This window comes from Bradyrhizobium sp. INPA03-11B, from assembly GCF_040446015.1.
GTDB classification, from domain to species: domain Bacteria; phylum Pseudomonadota; class Alphaproteobacteria; order Rhizobiales; family Xanthobacteraceae; genus Bradyrhizobium; species Bradyrhizobium macuxiense_A.
Window position 1 is genome coordinate 39,764 of record NZ_JASGSR010000017.1, and the last position, 18,876, is coordinate 58,639.

The window sequence follows — 18,876 nt, forward strand, 5'->3', positions numbered from 1 at the left end:
TCGTCACACGGCGAGACCGTATGCCGGGCTTCTCGTCCCCAAGGACGCCATTTGATCGGCGGGACCGAACAACAAAATCGCACGCTGCATCACAATCCCCGCGCACACGCGATGCACGCTTTCATGGCTCGCCCGACATCAGCTCAGCAGCACGATGCCGCCGGGCAGGTGTCGCGCCTTCGCGCCGAAAATTTGCTGGAACATGTTGAGGATACCGTCGACATTGTCGATGCGGAACCGGCCGTTGACGAGACGGCGTTCCAAGTCGGCATTCGTCACCATGACCTTGCCCGGCCGATAGCGATTGATCTCCGTCACGACGTTGCCAAGCGGCGCGTCATGAAAGATCAGCATTCCGTCGCGCCACGCCGTCACCTCGGTGGGATCGACCGCCATCGGCGCGGCGAGGCCAAGCGCCGCATAGCTGACCTGCTGCCCGGCGCGCAGCAGCGCGACCGCGCTGTGACGGCTGACCTGCACCTCGCCATCGAGGCAGGTCACGCAGGTGCTGCGCGGTTCGTGGCGGACGTTGAATTGGGCCTGGCGCGCGCGCATCTCACCGTCGCCGGCAACGACACGCACCTCGCGGCTCGCGGAGACCGCCGCGATCACCGCTTCCCCGGTCAGGATCTCGATACGATCCTGGCTGGCTTCGCCCGACTGAACGTTGACGCTGGTTCCGGTGTTCAGCGTCACCTTGACGTCGCCATCGATCGTGAGCTTGCGCTGCTCGCCGGCAGCGGTGCGGTAGTCCGCCATGACGTCACGCAGCGACGGCCACAGCTGCAGGGGTGGCGACACCACGAGATAGGCGGCAGCCGAGGTCGCAAGCGCGCCGCCGAGCATCGCCCGCCGCGTCATTCGCGGCTGCGGCCTGACCGCGGCCAGGATGGAATCGCCGCGCCGCCTCAACAGGTTGGCGCCGGCCGGGCCGAGTTGATCCCACAGCAGGCTGGCTTGCGCCAGCGCCTCCGAATGCGCGCTGCTCTGGCTGCCCCAGCGCTTGGTGTCCTCGATGTCCCGCCGGGTGGCCTGCCCCGAACCGAGCCGCTGGACGCGCGCAAGCGCCTCGCTCTCGATCGCGGTCAGCTCCTCCGGCGGTTCGTCGCTACGGGTCATCGATCGGGCGTTTCTCTCGGCACCATTTCCATCCAACTGCGCAACACTCTGACTCTCTCCTATCAAGACGTTTCTCGCGGTGCCGGACCGAAACGCCTTGTGACTTTTTTACCAAACCGCCTGGCGCAATGCTCGAGCGCGGCTTTCAGCTCAAGCTCCACCAACCGCTGGGAAACCCCGAGACGCTCGGCGATTTCCCGCAGCGGGGTGCCTTCCAGGCGGGATGCCAGCAGGATCGTCCGGCGGCGCGGCGTGAGCTCCTCGAGCACCTGCTCCAGATGCGCAATCTGCTCGCGCGATTCGACCTCCCGTTCCGGCCCGGGCGCCGCGTCGACGATCTCGAGCATCGGCTGCACCTCGAACCGCTTGATCCGGCGCGTCTCCTGGCGCTCCCGGCTGATCGCAAGATTGAGCGCGCTGCGCAACAGGTAGCCGATCGGGCTGTCCACCACGCCCGGGCCGTTCTTGTCGCGCAGATGCAGCCACGTCTCGTGCAGGGTCTCGCGCGCCTTTTCGTCGCCGAGGCGCCTTGCGAGGCGGCGGCGAAGCTCGTCGTAGCGCTCAACGAGCACCTGCCGAAGCGTCGTCCAGGTGGTCTCCGTCATCGCGCAACCAGTCCCTGGCGCCGCGGATCCCGGGCAGCACAGTCGCCGGTCTCGGAAGGCGGCCGCGGCGTAACCGCCATCATGACGGGCTGCGGCATGTCCGGTGGCGGCGGCCGGCCGATCACCACAGCGCGCAACATGGCGGCGATCGCCTGGTCACGCGCGCCGTCGTCGGTCGAACCAAGCAGTTGGGGCTGCAGCACTTCGCCGGCATGCCCGATCCAGAACCTGAATTTGATCCGATAGCCCCCCGGTGCGGTCAGCGCGGAGCGGCAGAACGCCTCCTCGACGCTGCTCTGGACGGCCGCCAGATACGGCATGAAGCTGCGCATCGACGCCGTCTGCGGCGGAGCAGCCGCAGGCACAATCGTGAAGGTGTTCGCTGCGGCATAGACCGCGACCAGGCCGGTTCCTTCGAGCAGAACCTGCAACGCCATGTCCGGCGTCATCGATCCCTTGACGGCCTGCGCGCGGCGTCCTCCGGCCAATGTGGCGTCGTACACCACCTGCAGGCCGGTGGCCGCGCTGTAGGCATCGAGCGCCGAGACCAGGGGTTGCCCCCCAATATCGAAATCGACCGTTGCCGGCGTGCGAACTGATTCAGGGCTCCCGGCCATCGTTACCGTCTGGATATTCCCGGCAACGAGAGTGCCTATGACCAGGGCGAGAAAGCGCTGCCACATCCGATCATGCTTCGCGCGCAGCCCAATCTTCCGACCCATTGAACAAAGTGCATGAGGCGCCGCCTTGATCCTCAAGCCCGGCGGAACAGCACGATCCATCGGTGATCGATACAGCCGTTCGTCAAGTCAGCGGCAGGCGCAACATAGAAAGAGATTATGACAATCTGCTAACACGCGCGGCGAGCGTGGATCGCACCTTCCGCCGCCGCAGCCGGCGCCAGCCGATCACGATACCGCTGATCGAGACGACCGTGCCGACCACCGACAGCAGCCACACCACGACGTCGCGCGCCGGCCAGATGCGCAGCAGCAGCGGGAAGTCGAGGCTGTGCAGGGCGTTGAACAACCAGCGATAGGACCGGCGGCTGTCGTCGCTGCGGTCGAGGATTTCGGCGGTAACCGGAGAAATATGCAGCCAGGTGTCGGCGGGATCGTCGAAGCCGATCCGCAGCACCGGAAGCTCGCGCAGCTGGTGCAGCGTGTACCAGTAGGCGTCCGGCTCATCGAGCTGTCGCACCGATGTCATCGCAGCTCCCGGCATCGCGCCCCGCGTGGCCGCGACGATCTCGTCCTGCGAGAGCGTCACGGGCGCGCCGGTCGCGGGATCGGCGAGGCTGCGACGGCTTCTGCGGTCGTCGAGCACCATCAGGGAGTGTCCGCCGATCCAGACGAAGCGCGCCTCCACGGCTGATACCGACGGCGGCGACTGCAAGCCAGCCGCGATATCGGGCGTGTCGTGGCCGCTATAACCGGTCGCGATTTCGCGCGTGATCCCGCGGCCGGAGAACGCGCCGCCGGGATTGAGCGACAGCCAGCCGCTGAACATCCAGGTGAAGACGAAGATGCTGCCGATCAGACCGGCGATGTGGTGCCAGGCCATCCAGCCGCGATAGGGCGAGACGGCGCCAGTCGCATAACGGCGCGTCAGCCGCAGGCGGAGAATGCCGATCCAGAAGCCGGTGACGGCGACGACGAGGCAGACGCCCGAGATCCACAGCACCACGTCCCGCCACAACGGGCCGTCCTTGCGCAGCACGGTCGGATAGATCCAGTGCGGGATCGATCCGAGCCAATTCCAGATGCGCTCGCGCCGCGTGGTGTCGAGCGCAATCTCGCCGGTGCGCGAGGAGACGTAGAGCTCGGTGCCGTCAGCATCGCCAAGGCCGATCAGATAAAGCGGCCGCAGCGGATCGAACCGCGCGGTGACCGACCACTGGTCTCGCGTCACAGTGTCGAGCAATTGCGGCCGCACCGCGTGCGGATGATGAGCGGCGATCGTCAGCGCCTGATCCGGCGTGATGCCGTTGATCACGCCACCATCGATTGCTGAAATGGTGACGGCGGCTCCCTTCCAGCCGGTCACGCGATAGACCGGAACGTCGTCCATCATCGAGAGCCGGAGATCGCGCGGATAATGCTCTGCGCCCGCAATCGCCATCGCGCGGTCAGGCGCGACCTGCACCTTGTTCCAGAGGATGACGGGGAGCGCAGCGAGGCGCTCGCCGTCGGTGAGGCGCGGAAACGCCACGTACATCATGACGAGGCCGGAGATGAACCACATCGCGAACAAGAGACACGTCGCAATGCCGATCCAGCGATGGACGACATAGAGCCATCGCCGCCCTCGCCGGATCAGAGCCCTGCGCATGATCAGAACTTCACGTTGACGGACAGTTCGGCGGTGCGCGGCATGCCCAGCAGCCACTGCCCCGTGCCGTTCGAGGTCACAGCGTAAACCTTGTCGAACAGATTGTAGACGCGGAACGCGACCGTGGTGCGGTCATCCGGCTTCCACTTGATGCCGCCATTGACCACATTGTAGCCCGGCCGCAACTGGGTGTTGGCCAGATCCGAATACATCGCGCCGACGATCTGCACGCCGCCATAGGCCGACCAGTTCGACGCGAAATCCCAGGTCAGCCAGACGTTCGCAACCTGCTGCGGTACGTTGACCGGGACATTGCCGTTGTAGCTGACGATCTTGCCGCCGACCACCTGGCTGTTGTTGTCATAGCGGGCGCGCAGCAGCGCAAGATTGGCGTCGACGCGCCAGCCATCGTTCAGCGCAAGTCCGACCGATCCTTCGACCCCGCGCGATGACTGCTGGCCGATCTGCAATGCCAGGCCAGCGGTGGGATTGCCGGGATCGGGAATCGTCAGGCCGGTCTTGACGATCTCGTAAGCAGCCAGCGTCCACTCGCCGCGGCCACCCCAGAACGACTGCTTGACCCCGACCTCGGTCTGCTTGCCGGTCGCGAGCTGGAAGGTCTTCTGCGAGGTCGACAGCGAGATCAAATTGCTGACCGGATCGACGCCGACCGCGTACTGACCATAGAACGCGAGGTTCTTGATCGGCTCATAGACCAACCCGGTACGCCAGCTGGTGCCCGACAGCGTCGTTTCAAAACTGTTCGCCGGCGTCTTGTAATCGGTGCGATCGACTTCGGGACGATCGTACCTGACGCCGGTGACGAGCGACAACTGATCGGTCAGCGACAGGCGATCTTCGGCGAACAGCGCATATTGATTGACGATCGCGTTGAAGCCCGGCGTGGTCACTGTCGTCGTCGCGAAGAACGATCCGGGATCGAACACGTAAGGATTGACCGACGACGCGCCGCCGTAAGGCGAGTTGTTGGTATGGGTGAAATCGATCCGGTTGACGTCGAACCCGGCCACGAACTGGTTTGCAAGTCCGAACACATGACCGCTGAAGGTCGCATCCATCCGGTTGCCGACCTGTTTCTGGTCATGGAAGATCTCGATATAACTCGACCGATCGATCAGCTGGGTCTTTGGATTCCAGGTGTAGTTCTCGATGTCGCGCCAGTGCCGCTCGCTGGTCAGATAATACAGCGTGTTATTGACCTTGACGCCGTCGGCGACATCCCATTCGGACTTGAACTGGGTCCAGCTGTCCTGATAGCGGATCGCGCTGTCGGATGCGTTGTAGTTCTTGAAGCGCAGCGCGTCCTGGATCGCGCCGTTGATCAGCGGCGTGCCGAAGTAGCGCGACGGGCTGCGATCGCCGTAGTCCTCGGACAGCGTGAAGGCGAGATTGTCCGAAGCCTGCACGCGCACGGCGGCGGAGACCACCGCATTCGAGGTCTTGTCGCGATCGACCCAGCCGTCCGACATGTTGCCGGTGGCGTTGATGCGGTAGGACACATTGGGATTGATCGGACCGGTGCTGTCCACCGAAAGCCGCCGCGTCATGTTGCTGTCGAGCGAGACCTCGGCCTCGTTGTAGGGCGTGGCTAACGGCTTCTTCGGAACGACGTTGATGACGCCGCCAATCGCGCCTTCGCCGTACAGCACCGAGGCCGGGCCGCGCAGCACCTCGATGCGTTGCGTCGACCAGGTGTCGTAGGGGAACGTCAGGGTGCCGGAGCCGATGTAGAAGCGCGTGCCGTCATAGAGCGTCATCACCGAGTTGCTGCCGGCAAAGCCGCGGGTGCTGAACGACAGGCCGCCATTGCCCGGCGCCGGCGTTGCGATGAACCCAGCCGCGTTCTGGGTGACGGCATCGAGCACATTGTGCTGGCCGCGTTCGGCGATGGTCTGCGCCGTGATGATCTCGACGCTGGCCGGCGTCTGCAGCGGCGTCAGGTTGAGGCGGCTGCCGGTGCCGCCCGGCGTGGTGGCATTGAGTGTTGGCGAAGCCGCTCCCGATGCACCCGACGCTGCGGCACGCGGCGCGCCGGGCGCGGCGGCGGCCGTTGCCGGCCTGGCGCGTTGCCGCGCCGTCGCGACGTTGCTGCTTCGCGCCGCGGGTTTGGGCTTCGCGGATGCCGAGGGTGCGACCTCGATCGGATCGAGCGTGGTGGGTGGAGCTGTTTGCGCGCCGGCTTCGGCCGGCAGCAGCAATGATGACAGGGAGCAGACGAGGCCGAGGCGCCAGTTGCGCGCAACGGAAGAAGACGAGGACATGAAACGACTCGCGGTAACGTGGCACGTCACCGCGAACGCGGACTGGCGCATTGCCCAAAAGGCAGTGCTCCGATCCCACCAGGACGCCCCCGCCCGATGTGCTCGCGTGTGACCACGACTGACGGCAGGTCTCCTGGCTCACGGGTCATCGCCTGTCGACGCCTTCCCGAGCTGAATAGCCCAGTGGCAAATTGACGAAAGGCTCGCCGTTTACAGTTGCGGGGACAGCTGCGGCGTTGAGAGTACTCTCGCACCGCATTCCCTTTTGATCCCCGAAGGGAACCGTCGCGAAAAACGATAGGTGGTGGACGCAGAGCTGTCAATTCGATGCGATTGTCGCACGCATGCTTTGTGCGATTGTGCTGCGATCGGGACACAGCGTCCGACTCGAATGCTTGTCCCGTCATCCTGAGGTGCGAGCGTAGCGAGCCTCGAAGGATCGACGGCCACTAGCCAGGCCGTGCATCCTTCGAGGCTCGCCGAAGAGGCTCGCACCTCAGGATGACGGAGAACCTTGGCATTACTCTGCTTCGACACATCCCTCCATGATCTCGTCGATCTCGGCGCGCGACAACACGCCCATCTCGGCGATGAACACTAGCCGCGTGCGCGGCACGCCGGGTACCAGCACGCCGCCCGCAGCCAAGGTCGCGCGGCCGCCGGCGAGTTGAAATACCGTCAGCCGCCCGGGCTGCTCCACCGTCTCGAACAATCCCTTCGCCCGCGCCAGCTTCGGCGCCAGTTTGCCGATCGCCTGCTGCAGGCGCGGCAGCCGCACCGGATGCTCCGAGGTCCAGCTCAGCGTCTCGAAGCGATCGGTCGCTGGCCGTCGCGGCGCGGTCTCACGCGGCGCCGGCACATGATCGAGATCAGCAGGAAACAGCAGTTCGGCCGGCACCTCGCCATGGAGGGCATCGACGATCACCGCCGCCGGACGCATCGCTCGCACGGCATCGCGGATCGCGGCGCACGCGGCTGCATCGGCGAGATCCACCTTGCTCAGCGCCACCACATCGGCCGCCCGCAGCTGCGAGCGCAGCAACGCATCATCCAGCGCGGCCACCGGCTGCGTTGCGTCGACGACGCACAGCACCGTCTCCAGCGGCGCCTCCTTCCAGATCACCGGATCCATCAGGTTGCGGACGATATCGGCGGGATCGGCGATCCCGCTGGTCTCGATCACGATGAATTCGGGACACGGATCACGCCGCAACAGTGTCGCGAGCGTGCGCAGCAGGTCACCCTCCAGCGTGCAGCAGATGCAGCCATTGCTCAGACTGACCACGCCGTCACCGGCGCCGGCGATCAGCTCGGCATCGATATTGATCGCGCCGAAATCATTGACCACGGCGGCGATGCGTTTGCCTTGCGCATGCGCCAGCAGATGGTTGACGACCGTGGTCTTGCCCGCCCCGAGAAAGCCCGCGACCAGCAGGATCGGGACCGGCACCTCAGCCCCCAGCGACGGGCCGGCGCACCGGCCGGCCGGGACGTGCCGCAACGTCGAGGACACCATCATTGATCAGCGGCTGGCCGCTGACCACGAGGTGGCGTACGCCTTCCGCCGGACGATTCATCGTCGAGAAGGTCGCGCGGTCGCTCAGCGTCTCGAAGTCGAACACCACGACGTCGGCATCGGCGCCCGCCTGCAGCCTGCCCTTGGCGCGCATCGCCGGCGTGCTCGCCGACAGGATCTCCGCCGGGATCAGCGCGCATTTGCGGATGCCCTCGAGCAGCGACACCTTCTTGCGCTCGCGCACCCATTCGCGGATGAAGCGGGTGAAGCAGCCTGCCGAGCGCGGATGCGAGGTGGCATCGTCAGGCAACGGCCAGGCGTCGCCGGTGTAGGGGCGGCCATCCGATAGCGTCCATGGCATCGCGTCGGACGCGATCGCACCGCCCGGATACAGCACCGCCATGTCGAGCAGGTCGCGATGATGCGCGTTGTTCTCGATGTCGAGCACATGCCACAGCACCAGCGTCGAGGGCTCCGCGGCCTGCGCCGCCAGCAGCTCCTCGCGGCTGCCGAAGCGATGACCGTCGGTCACCCGCTGCACCGAATCATAGCCGAGGCCGTTACGCTCCTCGAATTTCGGATCGCTGAAGAAGGTCGCCGCCAGCACCGTCGAGCCGGTGCCGTAGGGATAGGCTTCCACCGTGATTGGCAGGCCCTGCGCCTGCGCTTTCGCGATCAGCGCAACGCAGCGTTCGATATCGGTCTTGCTCGACGAGTTGAAGTGGCAGATGTGCATGTGTGCGCCGGTGGCGCCGGCATAGCCGATCAGGCGGATATAGGCCTCGGCCGCGCTCTCCGGATCGATGCGCGACATGTAGGCGACGTGGGTGAAGGTCGGCACCGCATGATTAGCCGCGAGCTGGCACACCGCGGTCAATTCCTGCACGCCGGCGCCGGGCGCATAGGCGTTGAGAATGCCGATGCCAATGCCGCCCTCGTTCAATCCATTGGCAAGGCGCTCGAGGATGCCGCCGACCTCACCCTCGGTCGCCACGTTCTCGATCCAGCGGCGATCGCGCATCGCTGCACCGAACGATTCCAGCGAGCTTTCCGAATTCGAGCCGGTCATCGCGCCGATCCGCGCGAACGCCCAGTTGGCGGCCGCGCCGTAGTTCAGCACCCGCCCCTTCTCGGCCTGGCGCTTGTACCAGGACGCCACCGGCAACACGCCGGCCTCGAGGTCGAGCGATGTCGTCACGCCGTCGAACGCTTGCATCCGATCGGCCGGAATGGTCTGGCCATGCGCGTGCAGGTCGATGAAGCCGGGCGCCACCACGAGCCCGGTGGCGTCGATCTGCCGCTCGGCGCCGCCGAGCCCGGCGCCGACCGCGGCGATCTTGCCGTCGACGACGGCGACGTCGCCGACCGCATCCATCCCGCTGGCCGGATCCACCACTCGGCCGCCGCTGATCACCAAACCGCCCATCTCGCCACTCCCCGCATTCCGAAACCAACCGGTCTCTTTTCGGGCACAGAGAAGCGCATCGCACGCATCGCGGCAACCCGGTCAGGGTTGTGGCGACATGCTCTGGCGGAATATCCGCCGCGCCATGCTGCCGATTGCAGAGAGCTCCTCGCTACGTTCCGGTTGCACGCCGCGACGGCAGCCCGCGCCAGAGGTCGACGTTCGGCCTGCTTCGGCTGGAGACGATCTTCGGTGGAGTCCGGTCGTTCGCGATCGCCGCCTCGAATGCGCGCCGCAGTCTGGGATTGTCGATCTGTGTCAGGAAGCGCAGGACAATGGCCTCGGCTTGTGCGCCGCTGCCGGTGATGACACGGCAGAGTTCCGCAGTCGTCCTGCGGAAGAAGTTGAATGCGTCATCGGCCGCGCCGCCCAGCCGGTCGACCTCGCCGGCGACACCGAGCGCGTGTATCCGGTCGTCGTCGTCGAGCGTCACTGCGAAGCGCAGCACGGCAAGCTGCCAGGCACGGAGCAGCTTGCTCTCGGGTTCAGTCGCGTCCTCGCGCATCAGTCGAACACCCCGCGCGACTGACCTCCTTCGGCTGTCGAGCGAGGTCCGGCGCGGCGCGACTATTCCTGCGCGGGAATAGGTTTTCGAGGGGAGCGCGCGCCCGATCGCATAGGAATTGCATAGGCGGCGCGCACAGCGTCCCGATTCGTTCAGATCCCCTCGAACTGCAGGCGCGCCAGCCGCGCATAGAGGCCGCCCGCGGCGACCAGCTCGGCATGGGTGCCCTGCTCGACGATCCTGCCCTGGTCCATGACCAGGATGCGGTCGCAGGACAGCACGGTCGCCAGCCGATGCGCGATGACGAGCGTGGTGCGATGGCGCATCAATTCCTCGAGCGCGGTCTGCACCAGCGTCTCGCTCTCGGCGTCGAGCGCCGAGGTCGCTTCATCCAGCAGCAGCAGCGGCGCATCGCGCAGGATCGCGCGCGCGATCGCGATGCGCTGGCGCTGGCCGCCTGATAGCGTCACGCCGCGCTCGCCGAGTTGGGCGTCGAAGCCTTCCGGCAGACGGCGCAGGAATTCGGTGGCATGCGCGAGATCGGCAGCGCGCTCGACCTCAGCATCGGTGGCATCGGGCCGGCCGAACCGGATGTTCTCGCGGGCTGAGGCGGCGAACACCACCGAATCCTGCGGCACCAGCGCGATCCGTGCGCGCACGTCGGCCGGATCGGCCTGCCGGATCGGCACGCCGTCGAGCGAGATGGTGCCCGATTTCGGATCGTAGAAGCGCAGCAGCAAATGGAACAGCGTGCTCTTGCCGGCGCCGGAGGGGCCGACGATCGCAACCTTCTCGCCCGAGCCGACCTTCAGCGACACGCCGTCGACTGCGAGCGCATTGGGCCGGGTCGGATAGGCGAAGCTGACATCGTCGAAGCCGACATCGCCGCGCGCAGGCTGCGGCAGCGCGCGCGGCGAAGCGGGAGCTGCGATCTGCGGCCTGACGCGCAGGATCTCGAACAGCCGTTCGGCGGCGCCCGATGCGGCCGAGACTTCGCCCCAGACTTCGCTGAGCTGGCCGAGGCCACTCGCGGCGAACGCCGTATAGAGAATGAACTGGCCGAGCCGGCCGGGGCTGATGGTTCCGACCAGCACGTCGTGCGAGCCGACCCACAGGATTACGACGACGCTGGCGAACACGATGAAGATGACGATCAGCGTCAGCACCGCGCGCGCCTTGGTCGAACTGCGCGCGGCCTGATAGGCCTGTTCCACCTCGCCGGCAAAACGCGTCCTGGCGAGCCGTTCGCCGGTATAGGCCTGCACGGTGCGGATCGCGTTGACCAGCTCGCTCGCATAGGCGCTGGCATCGGCCAGCGTATCCTGGGCGGTGCGCGACAGCCGCCGTACCCAGCGGCCGAACGCGACCAGCGGAATCACGATGATCGGAATCGCCAGCAGCACGAAGCCGGAGAGCCGCGGGCTCGTGATCACCATCATCGCGGCGGCGCCGAAGAACAGCATCAGGTTGCGCAGCGCGATCGACACCGAGGCGCCGACCGCGGACTTGATCTGCGTGGTGTCGGCGGTGAGCCGCGATACCAGTTCGCCCGACCGCGCGGAATCGAAGAACGAGGGCGACAACGAGATCAGATGCGCGAACACGTCGCGCCGGAGATCGGCGACGATGCGCTCGCCGATCGTCATCACGAGGTAATAGCGCGAGGCGCTGGCACCGGCGAGCACCGCGACGACCGCGATCATCACGCTGAAATAGCTGTTGATCATCGCGATGCCTTCGGGCGTGAAGCCGAGGTCGATCATCCGCCGCACCGCGACCGGCACGATCAGCGTGGTGATCGCCGCGATCGTCAGCGAGATCAGCGCAAGGATCGCCCGCCCCTTGTAGCGCGCGACATAGGGCGCGAGCGCAAGCAGGGGGCGCAGGCGGGCACGGCTCTTGGCCGGCTCCGTGATCTGGCTCTCGATGAAGGCTTCCTCATCGAGCAACGCGTCGCGCGGAGGCTGCGGGGCGCCGCGAGGGGTCTCAAGCTGTTCAGCTACGCTCATCAATCTAGACCGGTTCTATCGCCCCCCACATAGGCCCGCCGACCCCCGGCTGGCAAATCCGGTAAAGTCCCAATCCGGTGATGGGCTTAAGCCCTTTCCTGGCTTGTTTTGGGGGGCTCCATGGGTTATAGAGCCGCCCAAATCCCGTACCTGAATGTCTTGAGATGGGCGCCGGCGCGCCAAAGGAACTGTCATGAAAGCCGATATTCATCCGAATTATCATACGATTAAGGTCGTCATGACCGACGGCACCGAGTACCTGACCCGCTCCACCTGGGGCAAGGAAGGCGACACGCTGAACCTCGACATCGACCCCAAGTCGCATCCGGCCTGGACCGGCGGCACCCAGCAGCTGATGGACCGCGGCGGCCGCGTCTCGCGCTTCCAGAAGAAGTTTTCGGGCTTCCTCAAGAAGGACTAAAGTCCGCTTCGGGATCGTCCGCGCGATCGAACGCAAAACGCCTCCCTCGCGGGGGCGTTTTTGTTTTTGGCGGGCGGCTCTGGGACGACAGAGAACATGTGGCACGGTCGCACCCACAATCGTCGTCCCTGCGAAAGCAGGGACCCATAATCACAGGGTTGTATTGTTGAAGAGGGCTGTGGCCCCAGCGTCGGGCACCAACTGCCATTTGTGGTTATGGGTCCCGGGTCGAGCCCGGGACGACACTGAATGTGTGGCACGCTCGGTTGTTCGGCGTCATCACCCGCGAAGGCGGGTGATCCAGTATTCCAGAGGCAGTCGTTATTGAATCGATAGGCCGCGGCGTACTGGATCGCCCGGTCGAGCCGGGCGATGACAGTTGAGGTTGCGATACAACTTCGCGTTCTCGCGAAAAGCGAACATTGGCAGCGAGACCGCCGTACCGCTAGCGATCCCCGAACGCCAGCCGCGCGCCGAGCGCGACCAGGATGCTGCCGCCGATCCGCTGCATGATCCGCTGCGACCTCCGGGAGCGCCGCAGCTTCGCCATCACGGCGCTGGCGAAGACCACGCAGACGATATCGACCGCCGAGAAGGTCAAATTGACCGTTGTGCCGAGCAGGAACAGCTGGGCCCAGACCGGCAGGCTCGCCGACGTATCGACGAACTGCGGCAGGAACGCCAGGAAGAAGATTGCAGTCTTCGGATTGAGCACCTCGACGACGATGCTTTGCGCGAAAGCGCGCTCTGCGGAGAGCGGCGCAAGCTCGGGGCGCTTGGTGTTATCTCGATCGCGAAACAGCGACAGCCCGAGCCAGACCAGATAGGCCGCGCCGGCGAGCTTCATCGCCGTGAATAGCGGCGGCACCGCGTGAAACAGCAGAGCGAGCCCGGCGGCCGCGGCGATGACATGGACGTAGCCGCCGAGATGTAGCCCAAGCGAGGCCATCAGCCCCGCGCGCCGGCCGCCCGCCAAGGTGCGGGCCGCGGCATAGAGCATGGCGGGACCTGGGATCAGCGCGAAGGTCGCGGTCGTGATTGCGAAGGCGAGGTACAATTCCATCCGAGGCGCCGCTCTCTCTACCCGTCATTGCGAGCGTAGCGAAGCAATCCATCGTACCGCATGCACGGAGAGATGGATTGCTTCGTCGCTGCCGCTCCTCGCAATGACGGGCTGCATTTGTTCAAGCATCTCAGTTCGCCGGGATCATCGCCGCGACCGCGTCGTCGACCGGATTGCCGCTTTCGCCGAGCCCCGCGATGACGCCGGCGCGATCCTCAAGCTTGCGATTCTGGCTCATCTTCTTCTTGGCGTCGATCCGCGTGATCGGCATCCGGAAGCCGACGATGCCGCGCAGCTGCGCCTTGATGAAATCGTCGGGCGCATCGCTGACCTGCCAGACCTCCTTGCGCGAACTCTCGTGCAATCTGGTCAGCCGGGTCACGACGTCAAGCAGGCGGTCGGCGTCCTCGAAGAACTCGGCCGGGCCATAGGCGTGGACGGCGACGTAATTCCAGGTCGGCACCACCTTGCCGTGCTCGGCCTTGGTCACATACCAGGACGGCGTCACATAGGCGTCGGGCCCCATGAAGATCGCCATCGCTTCGCCCGCGGCAGGCAGCTTCCACTGCGGATTGGGCCGCGCGACGTGACCGTACAGCGTGCCGTAATCGCCCTCGTTTTCGTTGAGGATCAGCGGCAGCGGCGTGCCGATCAGGCCGTCCGCGGTCGCGGTGACCAGCGTCGCGAGCTTCGAGGCCCGCATCGCGGCGTGGATCGGGGCGAGCTCATCCATCTTGAAATGCGGCGGCAGGTACATTGCAGACCTCTTGGCAGACCTCTTGGTCGTCCTCATCAATTGCTGCTCGCACCATAGCGCCGAAGTGGCCTATGATAAGAGCCACTTTCGATCATAATTATTGGTCCACTATGCCGCGCCTGCGCGCCACCATCAGCATCCCCTCGCTCGGCGCGATCGACCGCGCCGCCGGGCAGGTCGGACGTCAACTCGCGCAGGCCCTGCGCGCCGCGATCGCCAAGGGCGAATTGAAGGCCGGGGAATTGCTGCCGTCGACGCGCGCGCTGTCGGCCTCGCTCGGCGTTGCGCGCGGCACGGTCACGGAAGCGTTCGAGCAACTGCAGGCCGAGGGCTATCTGGAATCGCAGGTCGGTGCCGGCACCCGCGTCGCCCCGACGCTTGCCGAACAGACGCGGCCTGTCGCCGTCGATCGCAGCCCGAGAAAATCCGCGCCGATCCAGCTGCCTGCCCGCGCGGCGCGGCTCGCCAAAGTGGTGGCAGCCTTCACGCCGATGCCCGAAATCCCGTTTGCGATCGCGGTCCCCGGTGGCGCGGTCGCCCCCGACGACAATTGGCGCCGGCTCGGCAACCGGGTGCGCGCATCGCGCGCGGCGGCGCCTGCGAGCTATGGCGATCCGCGCGGACTGATGGAACTGCGGCAGGCGATCGCCGACTACGTGCGCAAATCCCGCGCGGTGCATTGCGAGCCCGAGCAGGTCGTGATCACCGCCGGCACGCAACAGGGTCTCTATCTCGCCGGCCGTGTGCTGCTGTCATCGGGCGATCGGGTGTGGGCCGAGGATCCCGCCTATCCCGGCATGACCTCCGTACTCGACGATCTCGATCTCGTCACCACGCGCGTTGGCGTCGATGCGCAAGGCATCGACGTCGATGCCGCGATCGCGGCATGTCCCAATGCGCGCGCGGCTTTCGTGACGCCGTCGCATCAATATCCGCTGGGCATGCCGATGAGCATGGCCCGCCGCAACGCGTTGGTGGCATGGGCGCGGCGCAGCAATGCCTGGATCGTCGAGGACGATTACGACAGCGAGCTGCGCTATGCCGGGCATCCCTTCCCCTCGATGCAGGGCCTCGCCCCATCGCGCGTGATCTATCTGGGCACGATGAGCAAGGTGCTGTTTCCCTCGCTGCGGCTCGGCTATGTCGTGGCGCCTCTGCCGCTGGTCGACGCCTTCGCCGGCGCGCGGGCCTTGCTCGACCGGCACTCGCCGACCGCCGATCAGCATGTGCTCGCGGCCCATATGCGCGAAGGCCTGTTCGAAGCGCATATCCGGCGAATTCGCGGCGTCTACGCCGCCCGGCGCGCGACACTGATCGCGGCGCTTGCGCGTCACATGCCCGACGACGTCACGCTGCAGCCGAGCGATCAGGGCATGCATCTGCTGCTGTGGTTGCCGCAGCGCTTCGACGACGTGCAACTGGCGAAGGTCGCGCTCGCCGACGGCATCGTCGTGCGGCCGATCTCGCCGATGTACAAGAGTGAGCCACGGTCGGGCCTGATGCTCGGCTTCGGCGGCTTCGAGCCGGAGGAGTTGGAGGCAGCCGCGATACGGCTGCGACGCGTGTTCGATCAACACAGATTGCAGCGGCGGGCCAAGCCGCGCCGCGCGTCATGCTGATTTGACTGTTCGATTCCTACTGCTCGAACGCGGCCTTGAGGCGGTTGAGCTGCGGCACCAGGGGGTTGCCGATCGAGGAGCGATCGGGCGCCGGTGCGTGGATCGTGGTGTCGAGCCGGCGGACGCGCGCCTGCAGATCCATCGAGCGGGCGATCAGCTGCTGCAATTGCTCGGGAAGCTTCACGACCATGTCGGCGGGGCCGGGATCGGCGGCCGACAGCTTCACCTTGGTCTTCTCGCGATTGGCCTGGGTCAGCGTCATCTCGCCTTCCTTGACCGCGCGATGTAGCAGCAGCCAGGACGCGAGCTGCATCAACCGCGTGGTCAGGCGCATGCTTTCGGTGGCATAGGTCAGGCTCACGGACCGCTCCAGCACCTTGGCCTCGGCACGTCCGTCGCCGTCGAGATAGGCGGCGGTCTGCTCGACCAGGTCCATGCCTTCCCGGAACAGCACGCCGAATGCCGCAGAATTGGTCAGCCGTTCACTGAACAGCACAAGCCCGGCTTCGTTCTGGGAACGATCGGCCATGGTTAACGCCCTCACACCATCTTAACGCCCGCTGGCATCTCACGCGCCAGCTTATGATGAACAAATCATTGCGCGGGCGCGCCGAAGAGTCCAGCCGCAACCGGATTTATGGTTTCCAGCCGCGGACGCAACAAAAAAGAGCCGCCGTTTCCGGCGGCTTTTGAAGTTGATAACAGGGAGGCGTCAAACAGAGTGGACAGGAGCCACTCGGTGTCCAAACGAGGACAATGCAGTCATAATCGAGAAAGCTTAACCGATCGTAAATGAACGGTTTTCTTCAGGCTTTGTTTGCCATGTCGGCCATTGACCTAGTTTGGGACAGGGGCCCTTGCTTGTCCCCACGCGTCGTCCCGGCGAAGGCCGGGACCCATAACCATCGGTGCCCGCGCTGCGCGTGGCTGTGGGCCAACCCTACGCAACGAAGAACAGCGGTGGTTATGGGTCCCGGATCGCGCTCGCTTTGCTCGCTTGTCCGGGACGACGAGCTGATGTCGCTCTGGCTACGACTTGAAGAACGCGTTCGCGGCATCCTTCGAGGCGCGCTTCTTCGTCATCGCCTCTTTCAGGCGATCGACTTCGGCAGTGAGCAGCGCAATGCGCTCGGTCAATTCCTCGACCGACAGCAGCGAGAGATCCTGTCCGATCTCGTGGCTGATTTTCTTCCGCGGCCGGTCCTCATCCTCAATCGGCATGTGTCCTCCCGGCGATGTGATCTGGCGTCATCCGTCCAGAGATGGTAAATGTCGTTGTACAGGAGAATTTGCAGTGACTTTCGTGTGCGCGCAACATCTGACGCGAATGCCCCGGCCCGACCGCAAGGAGTCTGACCGGACGGGATAGTGCGCCTGCGCGCCAGGCATGAGCCGGCCCCAAGCCCTTCCGATCATGCGGGAGGGCTTTTTGATTTTTTGACGGTCCGGGGTCGGCATCACCGAACGCGAAAGACCTCAACCCATGACCAAGATTCTCATCACCAGCGCACTGCCTTACGTCAACGGCGTCAAGCATCTCGGCAATCTTGTCGGCTCGCTGCTGCCCGCCGACGTCCACGCCCGCTTCCGCCGCCAGATCGGCTGCGACGTGCTGTTCATCTGCGCGACCGACGAGCACGGCACGCCGGCCGAGCTCGGTGCGCTGGAGGCAGGACAGGATGTCCGCGCGTTTTGCGATGCGCAGCACGCCATCCAGGCCGACATCTACCGGCGCTTTGGTCTGTCCTTTGATCATTTCGGCCGCACCAGCTCGCCGCACAATCATGCGCTGACGCAGCACTTCTATCGCCGGCTCGACGCAACCGGGCTGATCGAAGCGCGCACGACGCAGCAGGTGTTCTCACCGACCGACCGGCGCTTCCTGCCCGATCGCTACGTGCTCGGCACCTGCCCGCATTGCGGCGACGCTTCGGCGCGCGGCGATCAATGCGACCATTGCGGCACGCTGCTTGATCCGTCGGAGCTGATCGATGCGCGCTCGGCGCTGTCAGGCGACCGCGCGCTCGAGATCCGTGACAGCCATCATCTGTTCCTGCGCCAGTCGCAACTCGTGGAGAAGATCGGCGCATGGATCGACAGCCGCAGCGGATGGCCGCCTTTCGTGGTCTCGACCGCGAAGGGCTGGCTCAATGCCGATTTGCGCGAGCGCTGCATCACGCGCGATCTCGCCTGGGGCATTGCGGTGCCGCGCGAGGGTTTCGACGGCAAGGTGTTCTATGTCTGGTTCGATGCGCCGATCGGCTACATTGCGGCCACGCAGGAATGGGCGGATGCCGCGCCCGGCCGCGACTGGCGGCAATGGTGGTGGCAGGCCGATGACGTCAGCTACATTCAGTTTCTCGGCAAGGACAACATCCCGTTCCACACCGTGAGCTTTCCGGCGACGCTGCTCGGCTCCGGCGAACCATGGAAGACCGCCGACGTGATCAAGGGATTCCATTGGCTCAATTACGAGGGCGGCAAGTTCTCGACCACCCGCAAGCGCGGCATCTTCACCGACGCCGCGCTGGAGGAATTGCCGGCCGATCCCTGGCGCTGGTGGCTGATCGCCAACGCGCCGGAGAGTGCCGACACCGATTTCAACGTCTCGCGGTTCGTTGCCGACGTGAACAAGGACCTCGCCGACATCTTCGGCAATCTCGCCAACCGCATCATCAGCTTTGCGCATCGCGCCTTCGACGGCCGCATCCCGGAAGGAGGCGCACCCGGCGACGCCGAGCAACGGCTCGCGCTTGGTCTCGAGCAGCGCATCACGACGCTGCACCGCCATCACATCGCACTGGAGTTTCGTGCCGCCGCGGCTGCGACCCGCGCGATCTGGGACATTGCGAACGCTTACCTGCAACACGCAGCACCGTGGACGGCGATCAAGTCCGATCCTGATCGTGCGGCGGTCGTCACGCGCACAGGCCTCAATCTCGTTGCGCTGTGCGCCACGCTGGCGTGGAGCATCGTGCCTGGCCTGTCGGCCCGCGTGCTCGGTGCGCTCAGTCGCGATGAGGCCGTGCCGCGCTGGCCCAATGGCCCACTCCTTCCGCTGCTGGATGATGGTGCAGGCACGCCGGTCGCAAGGCTCGGCCCGCTGGTCGAGAAGATCAGCCCTGAAAAGGCCGACCATCTGGCGAGGCGGTTCGGGGCCTAATGGCGTTTCGCTCCGTTGGAA

General features: G+C 65.6%; 16 protein-coding genes and 1 riboswitch. Of the genes, 3 read left to right on the plus strand and 13 right to left on the minus strand.

Going from position 1 to position 18,876, the window contains the following annotated elements; genetic code table 11:
• Positions 1 to 138: 138 nt before the first annotated feature.
• From QMZ05_RS09540 to QMZ05_RS09580, 9 genes are all read right to left on the minus strand, one after another.
• Entirely contained in the window at positions 139 to 1,119 is a 981-nt protein-coding gene (locus QMZ05_RS09540; protein ID WP_353700533.1) for a FecR domain-containing protein, read from the minus strand.
• A gap of 62 nt (positions 1,120 to 1,181) precedes the next feature.
• Positions 1,182 to 1,724 carry a sigma-70 family RNA polymerase sigma factor gene (locus tag QMZ05_RS09545; protein WP_074130062.1) on the minus strand — a complete coding sequence of 181 codons (543 nt, stop codon included), beginning with the start codon at positions 1,722 to 1,724 and terminating at the stop codon, positions 1,182 to 1,184.
• Positions 1,721 to 2,506 (minus strand): STN domain-containing protein, encoded by a 786-nt coding sequence (locus tag QMZ05_RS09550; protein WP_353700534.1) that lies wholly within the window; start codon positions 2,504 to 2,506, stop codon positions 1,721 to 1,723. Before QMZ05_RS09550 ends, QMZ05_RS09545 begins: the two co-directional genes overlap by 4 nt.
• Positions 2,507 to 2,561: 55 nt before the next feature.
• A complete protein-coding gene (locus QMZ05_RS09555) occupies positions 2,562 to 4,055 on the minus strand; it encodes a PepSY domain-containing protein (RefSeq protein WP_353700535.1) in 1,494 nt (497 codons plus the stop codon).
• A 2-nt stretch (positions 4,056 to 4,057) separates the two neighbouring features.
• Positions 4,058 to 6,337: a TonB-dependent receptor gene (locus QMZ05_RS09560; protein WP_353700536.1), complete on the minus strand. Its 2,280-nt coding sequence runs from the start codon at positions 6,335 to 6,337 to the stop codon at positions 4,058 to 4,060.
• A 105-nt stretch (positions 6,338 to 6,442) separates the two neighbouring features.
• Positions 6,443 to 6,639, minus strand: a riboswitch (cobalamin riboswitch).
• Positions 6,640 to 6,857: 218 nt separating this feature from the next.
• The gene (locus tag QMZ05_RS09565; RefSeq protein WP_353700537.1) at positions 6,858 to 7,787 is read right to left on the minus strand and encodes a GTP-binding protein; all 930 of its coding nucleotides are present in this window, start codon (positions 7,785 to 7,787) and stop codon (positions 6,858 to 6,860) included.
• Position 7,788: 1 nt separating this feature from the next.
• Positions 7,789 to 9,279, minus strand: a complete 1,491-nt coding sequence (locus QMZ05_RS09570; protein WP_353700538.1) for an amidohydrolase family protein — start codon at positions 9,277 to 9,279, stop codon at positions 7,789 to 7,791.
• A gap of 151 nt (positions 9,280 to 9,430) precedes the next feature.
• Entirely contained in the window at positions 9,431 to 9,823 is a 393-nt protein-coding gene (locus QMZ05_RS09575) for a hypothetical protein (protein ID WP_353700539.1), read from the minus strand.
• 152 nt (positions 9,824 to 9,975) lie between these two features.
• Positions 9,976 to 11,832 carry an ABC transporter ATP-binding protein/permease gene (locus QMZ05_RS09580; protein WP_353700540.1) on the minus strand — a complete coding sequence of 619 codons (1,857 nt, stop codon included), beginning with the start codon at positions 11,830 to 11,832 and terminating at the stop codon, positions 9,976 to 9,978.
• Positions 11,833 to 12,025: 193 nt separating this feature from the next.
• Here QMZ05_RS09580 and rpmE point away from each other — a divergent pair, with 193 nt between their 5' ends.
• Positions 12,026 to 12,253 carry a 50S ribosomal protein L31 gene (rpmE, locus tag QMZ05_RS09585; protein WP_016845230.1) on the plus strand — a complete coding sequence of 76 codons (228 nt, stop codon included), beginning with the start codon at positions 12,026 to 12,028 and terminating at the stop codon, positions 12,251 to 12,253.
• A 445-nt stretch (positions 12,254 to 12,698) separates the two neighbouring features.
• Here rpmE and QMZ05_RS09590 read toward each other — a convergent pair whose 3' ends face one another.
• Positions 12,699 to 13,316: a LysE family translocator gene (locus QMZ05_RS09590; protein WP_353700541.1), complete on the minus strand. Its 618-nt coding sequence runs from the start codon at positions 13,314 to 13,316 to the stop codon at positions 12,699 to 12,701.
• A gap of 130 nt (positions 13,317 to 13,446) precedes the next feature.
• The gene (locus QMZ05_RS09595; protein WP_353700542.1) at positions 13,447 to 14,073 is read right to left on the minus strand and encodes an FMN-binding negative transcriptional regulator; all 627 of its coding nucleotides are present in this window, start codon (positions 14,071 to 14,073) and stop codon (positions 13,447 to 13,449) included.
• 110 nt (positions 14,074 to 14,183) lie between these two features.
• Between QMZ05_RS09595 and QMZ05_RS09600 the strand changes: the two genes are divergently transcribed.
• Positions 14,184 to 15,692 (plus strand): PLP-dependent aminotransferase family protein, encoded by a 1,509-nt coding sequence (locus QMZ05_RS09600; protein ID WP_353700571.1) that lies wholly within the window; start codon positions 14,184 to 14,186, stop codon positions 15,690 to 15,692.
• 16 nt (positions 15,693 to 15,708) lie between these two features.
• Here QMZ05_RS09600 and QMZ05_RS09605 read toward each other — a convergent pair whose 3' ends face one another.
• Positions 15,709 to 16,221, minus strand: coding sequence for a DUF1465 family protein (locus QMZ05_RS09605; RefSeq protein WP_353700543.1), 513 nt, complete (start codon positions 16,219 to 16,221; stop codon positions 15,709 to 15,711).
• 500 nt (positions 16,222 to 16,721) lie between these two features.
• Positions 16,722 to 16,913, minus strand: coding sequence for a DUF1192 domain-containing protein (locus tag QMZ05_RS09610; RefSeq protein ID WP_076865389.1), 192 nt, complete (start codon positions 16,911 to 16,913; stop codon positions 16,722 to 16,724).
• Positions 16,914 to 17,175: 262 nt separating this feature from the next.
• Here QMZ05_RS09610 and metG point away from each other — a divergent pair, with 262 nt between their 5' ends.
• Complete coding sequence (gene metG, locus QMZ05_RS09615; protein WP_353700544.1) at positions 17,176 to 18,855, plus strand: methionine--tRNA ligase; 1,680 nt, start codon at positions 17,176 to 17,178, stop codon at positions 18,853 to 18,855.
• Positions 18,856 to 18,876 lie beyond the last annotated feature (21 nt).

Excerpts from the sequence above, each read along its gene's own strand:
- QMZ05_RS09580 (WP_353700540.1), bottom strand. The coding sequence starts at position 11,832 with ATGAGCGTAGCTGAACAGCTTGAGACCCCTCGCGGCGCCCCGCAGCCT.
- QMZ05_RS09595 (WP_353700542.1), bottom strand. The coding sequence starts at position 14,073 with ATGTACCTGCCGCCGCATTTCAAGATGGATGAGCTCGCCCCGATCCAC.
- rpmE (WP_016845230.1), top strand. The coding sequence starts at position 12,026 with ATGAAAGCCGATATTCATCCGAATTATCATACGATTAAGGTCGTCATG.
- QMZ05_RS09610 (WP_076865389.1), bottom strand. The coding sequence starts at position 16,913 with ATGCCGATTGAGGATGAGGACCGGCCGCGGAAGAAAATCAGCCACGAG.
- metG (WP_353700544.1), top strand. The coding sequence starts at position 17,176 with ATGACCAAGATTCTCATCACCAGCGCACTGCCTTACGTCAACGGCGTC.
- QMZ05_RS09575 (WP_353700539.1), bottom strand. The coding sequence starts at position 9,823 with ATGCGCGAGGACGCGACTGAACCCGAGAGCAAGCTGCTCCGTGCCTGG.
- QMZ05_RS09560 (WP_353700536.1), bottom strand. The coding sequence starts at position 6,337 with ATGTCCTCGTCTTCTTCCGTTGCGCGCAACTGGCGCCTCGGCCTCGTC.
- QMZ05_RS09570 (WP_353700538.1), bottom strand. The coding sequence starts at position 9,279 with ATGGGCGGTTTGGTGATCAGCGGCGGCCGAGTGGTGGATCCGGCCAGC.
- QMZ05_RS09605 (WP_353700543.1), bottom strand. The coding sequence starts at position 16,221 with ATGGCCGATCGTTCCCAGAACGAAGCCGGGCTTGTGCTGTTCAGTGAA.
- QMZ05_RS09550 (WP_353700534.1), bottom strand. The coding sequence starts at position 2,506 with ATGGATCGTGCTGTTCCGCCGGGCTTGAGGATCAAGGCGGCGCCTCAT.
- QMZ05_RS09555 (WP_353700535.1), bottom strand. The coding sequence starts at position 4,055 with ATGCGCAGGGCTCTGATCCGGCGAGGGCGGCGATGGCTCTATGTCGTC.
- QMZ05_RS09590 (WP_353700541.1), bottom strand. The coding sequence starts at position 13,316 with ATGGAATTGTACCTCGCCTTCGCAATCACGACCGCGACCTTCGCGCTG.
- QMZ05_RS09600 (WP_353700571.1), top strand. The coding sequence starts at position 14,184 with ATGCCGCGCCTGCGCGCCACCATCAGCATCCCCTCGCTCGGCGCGATC.
- QMZ05_RS09540 (WP_353700533.1), bottom strand. The coding sequence starts at position 1,119 with ATGACCCGTAGCGACGAACCGCCGGAGGAGCTGACCGCGATCGAGAGC.
- QMZ05_RS09545 (WP_074130062.1), bottom strand. The coding sequence starts at position 1,724 with ATGACGGAGACCACCTGGACGACGCTTCGGCAGGTGCTCGTTGAGCGC.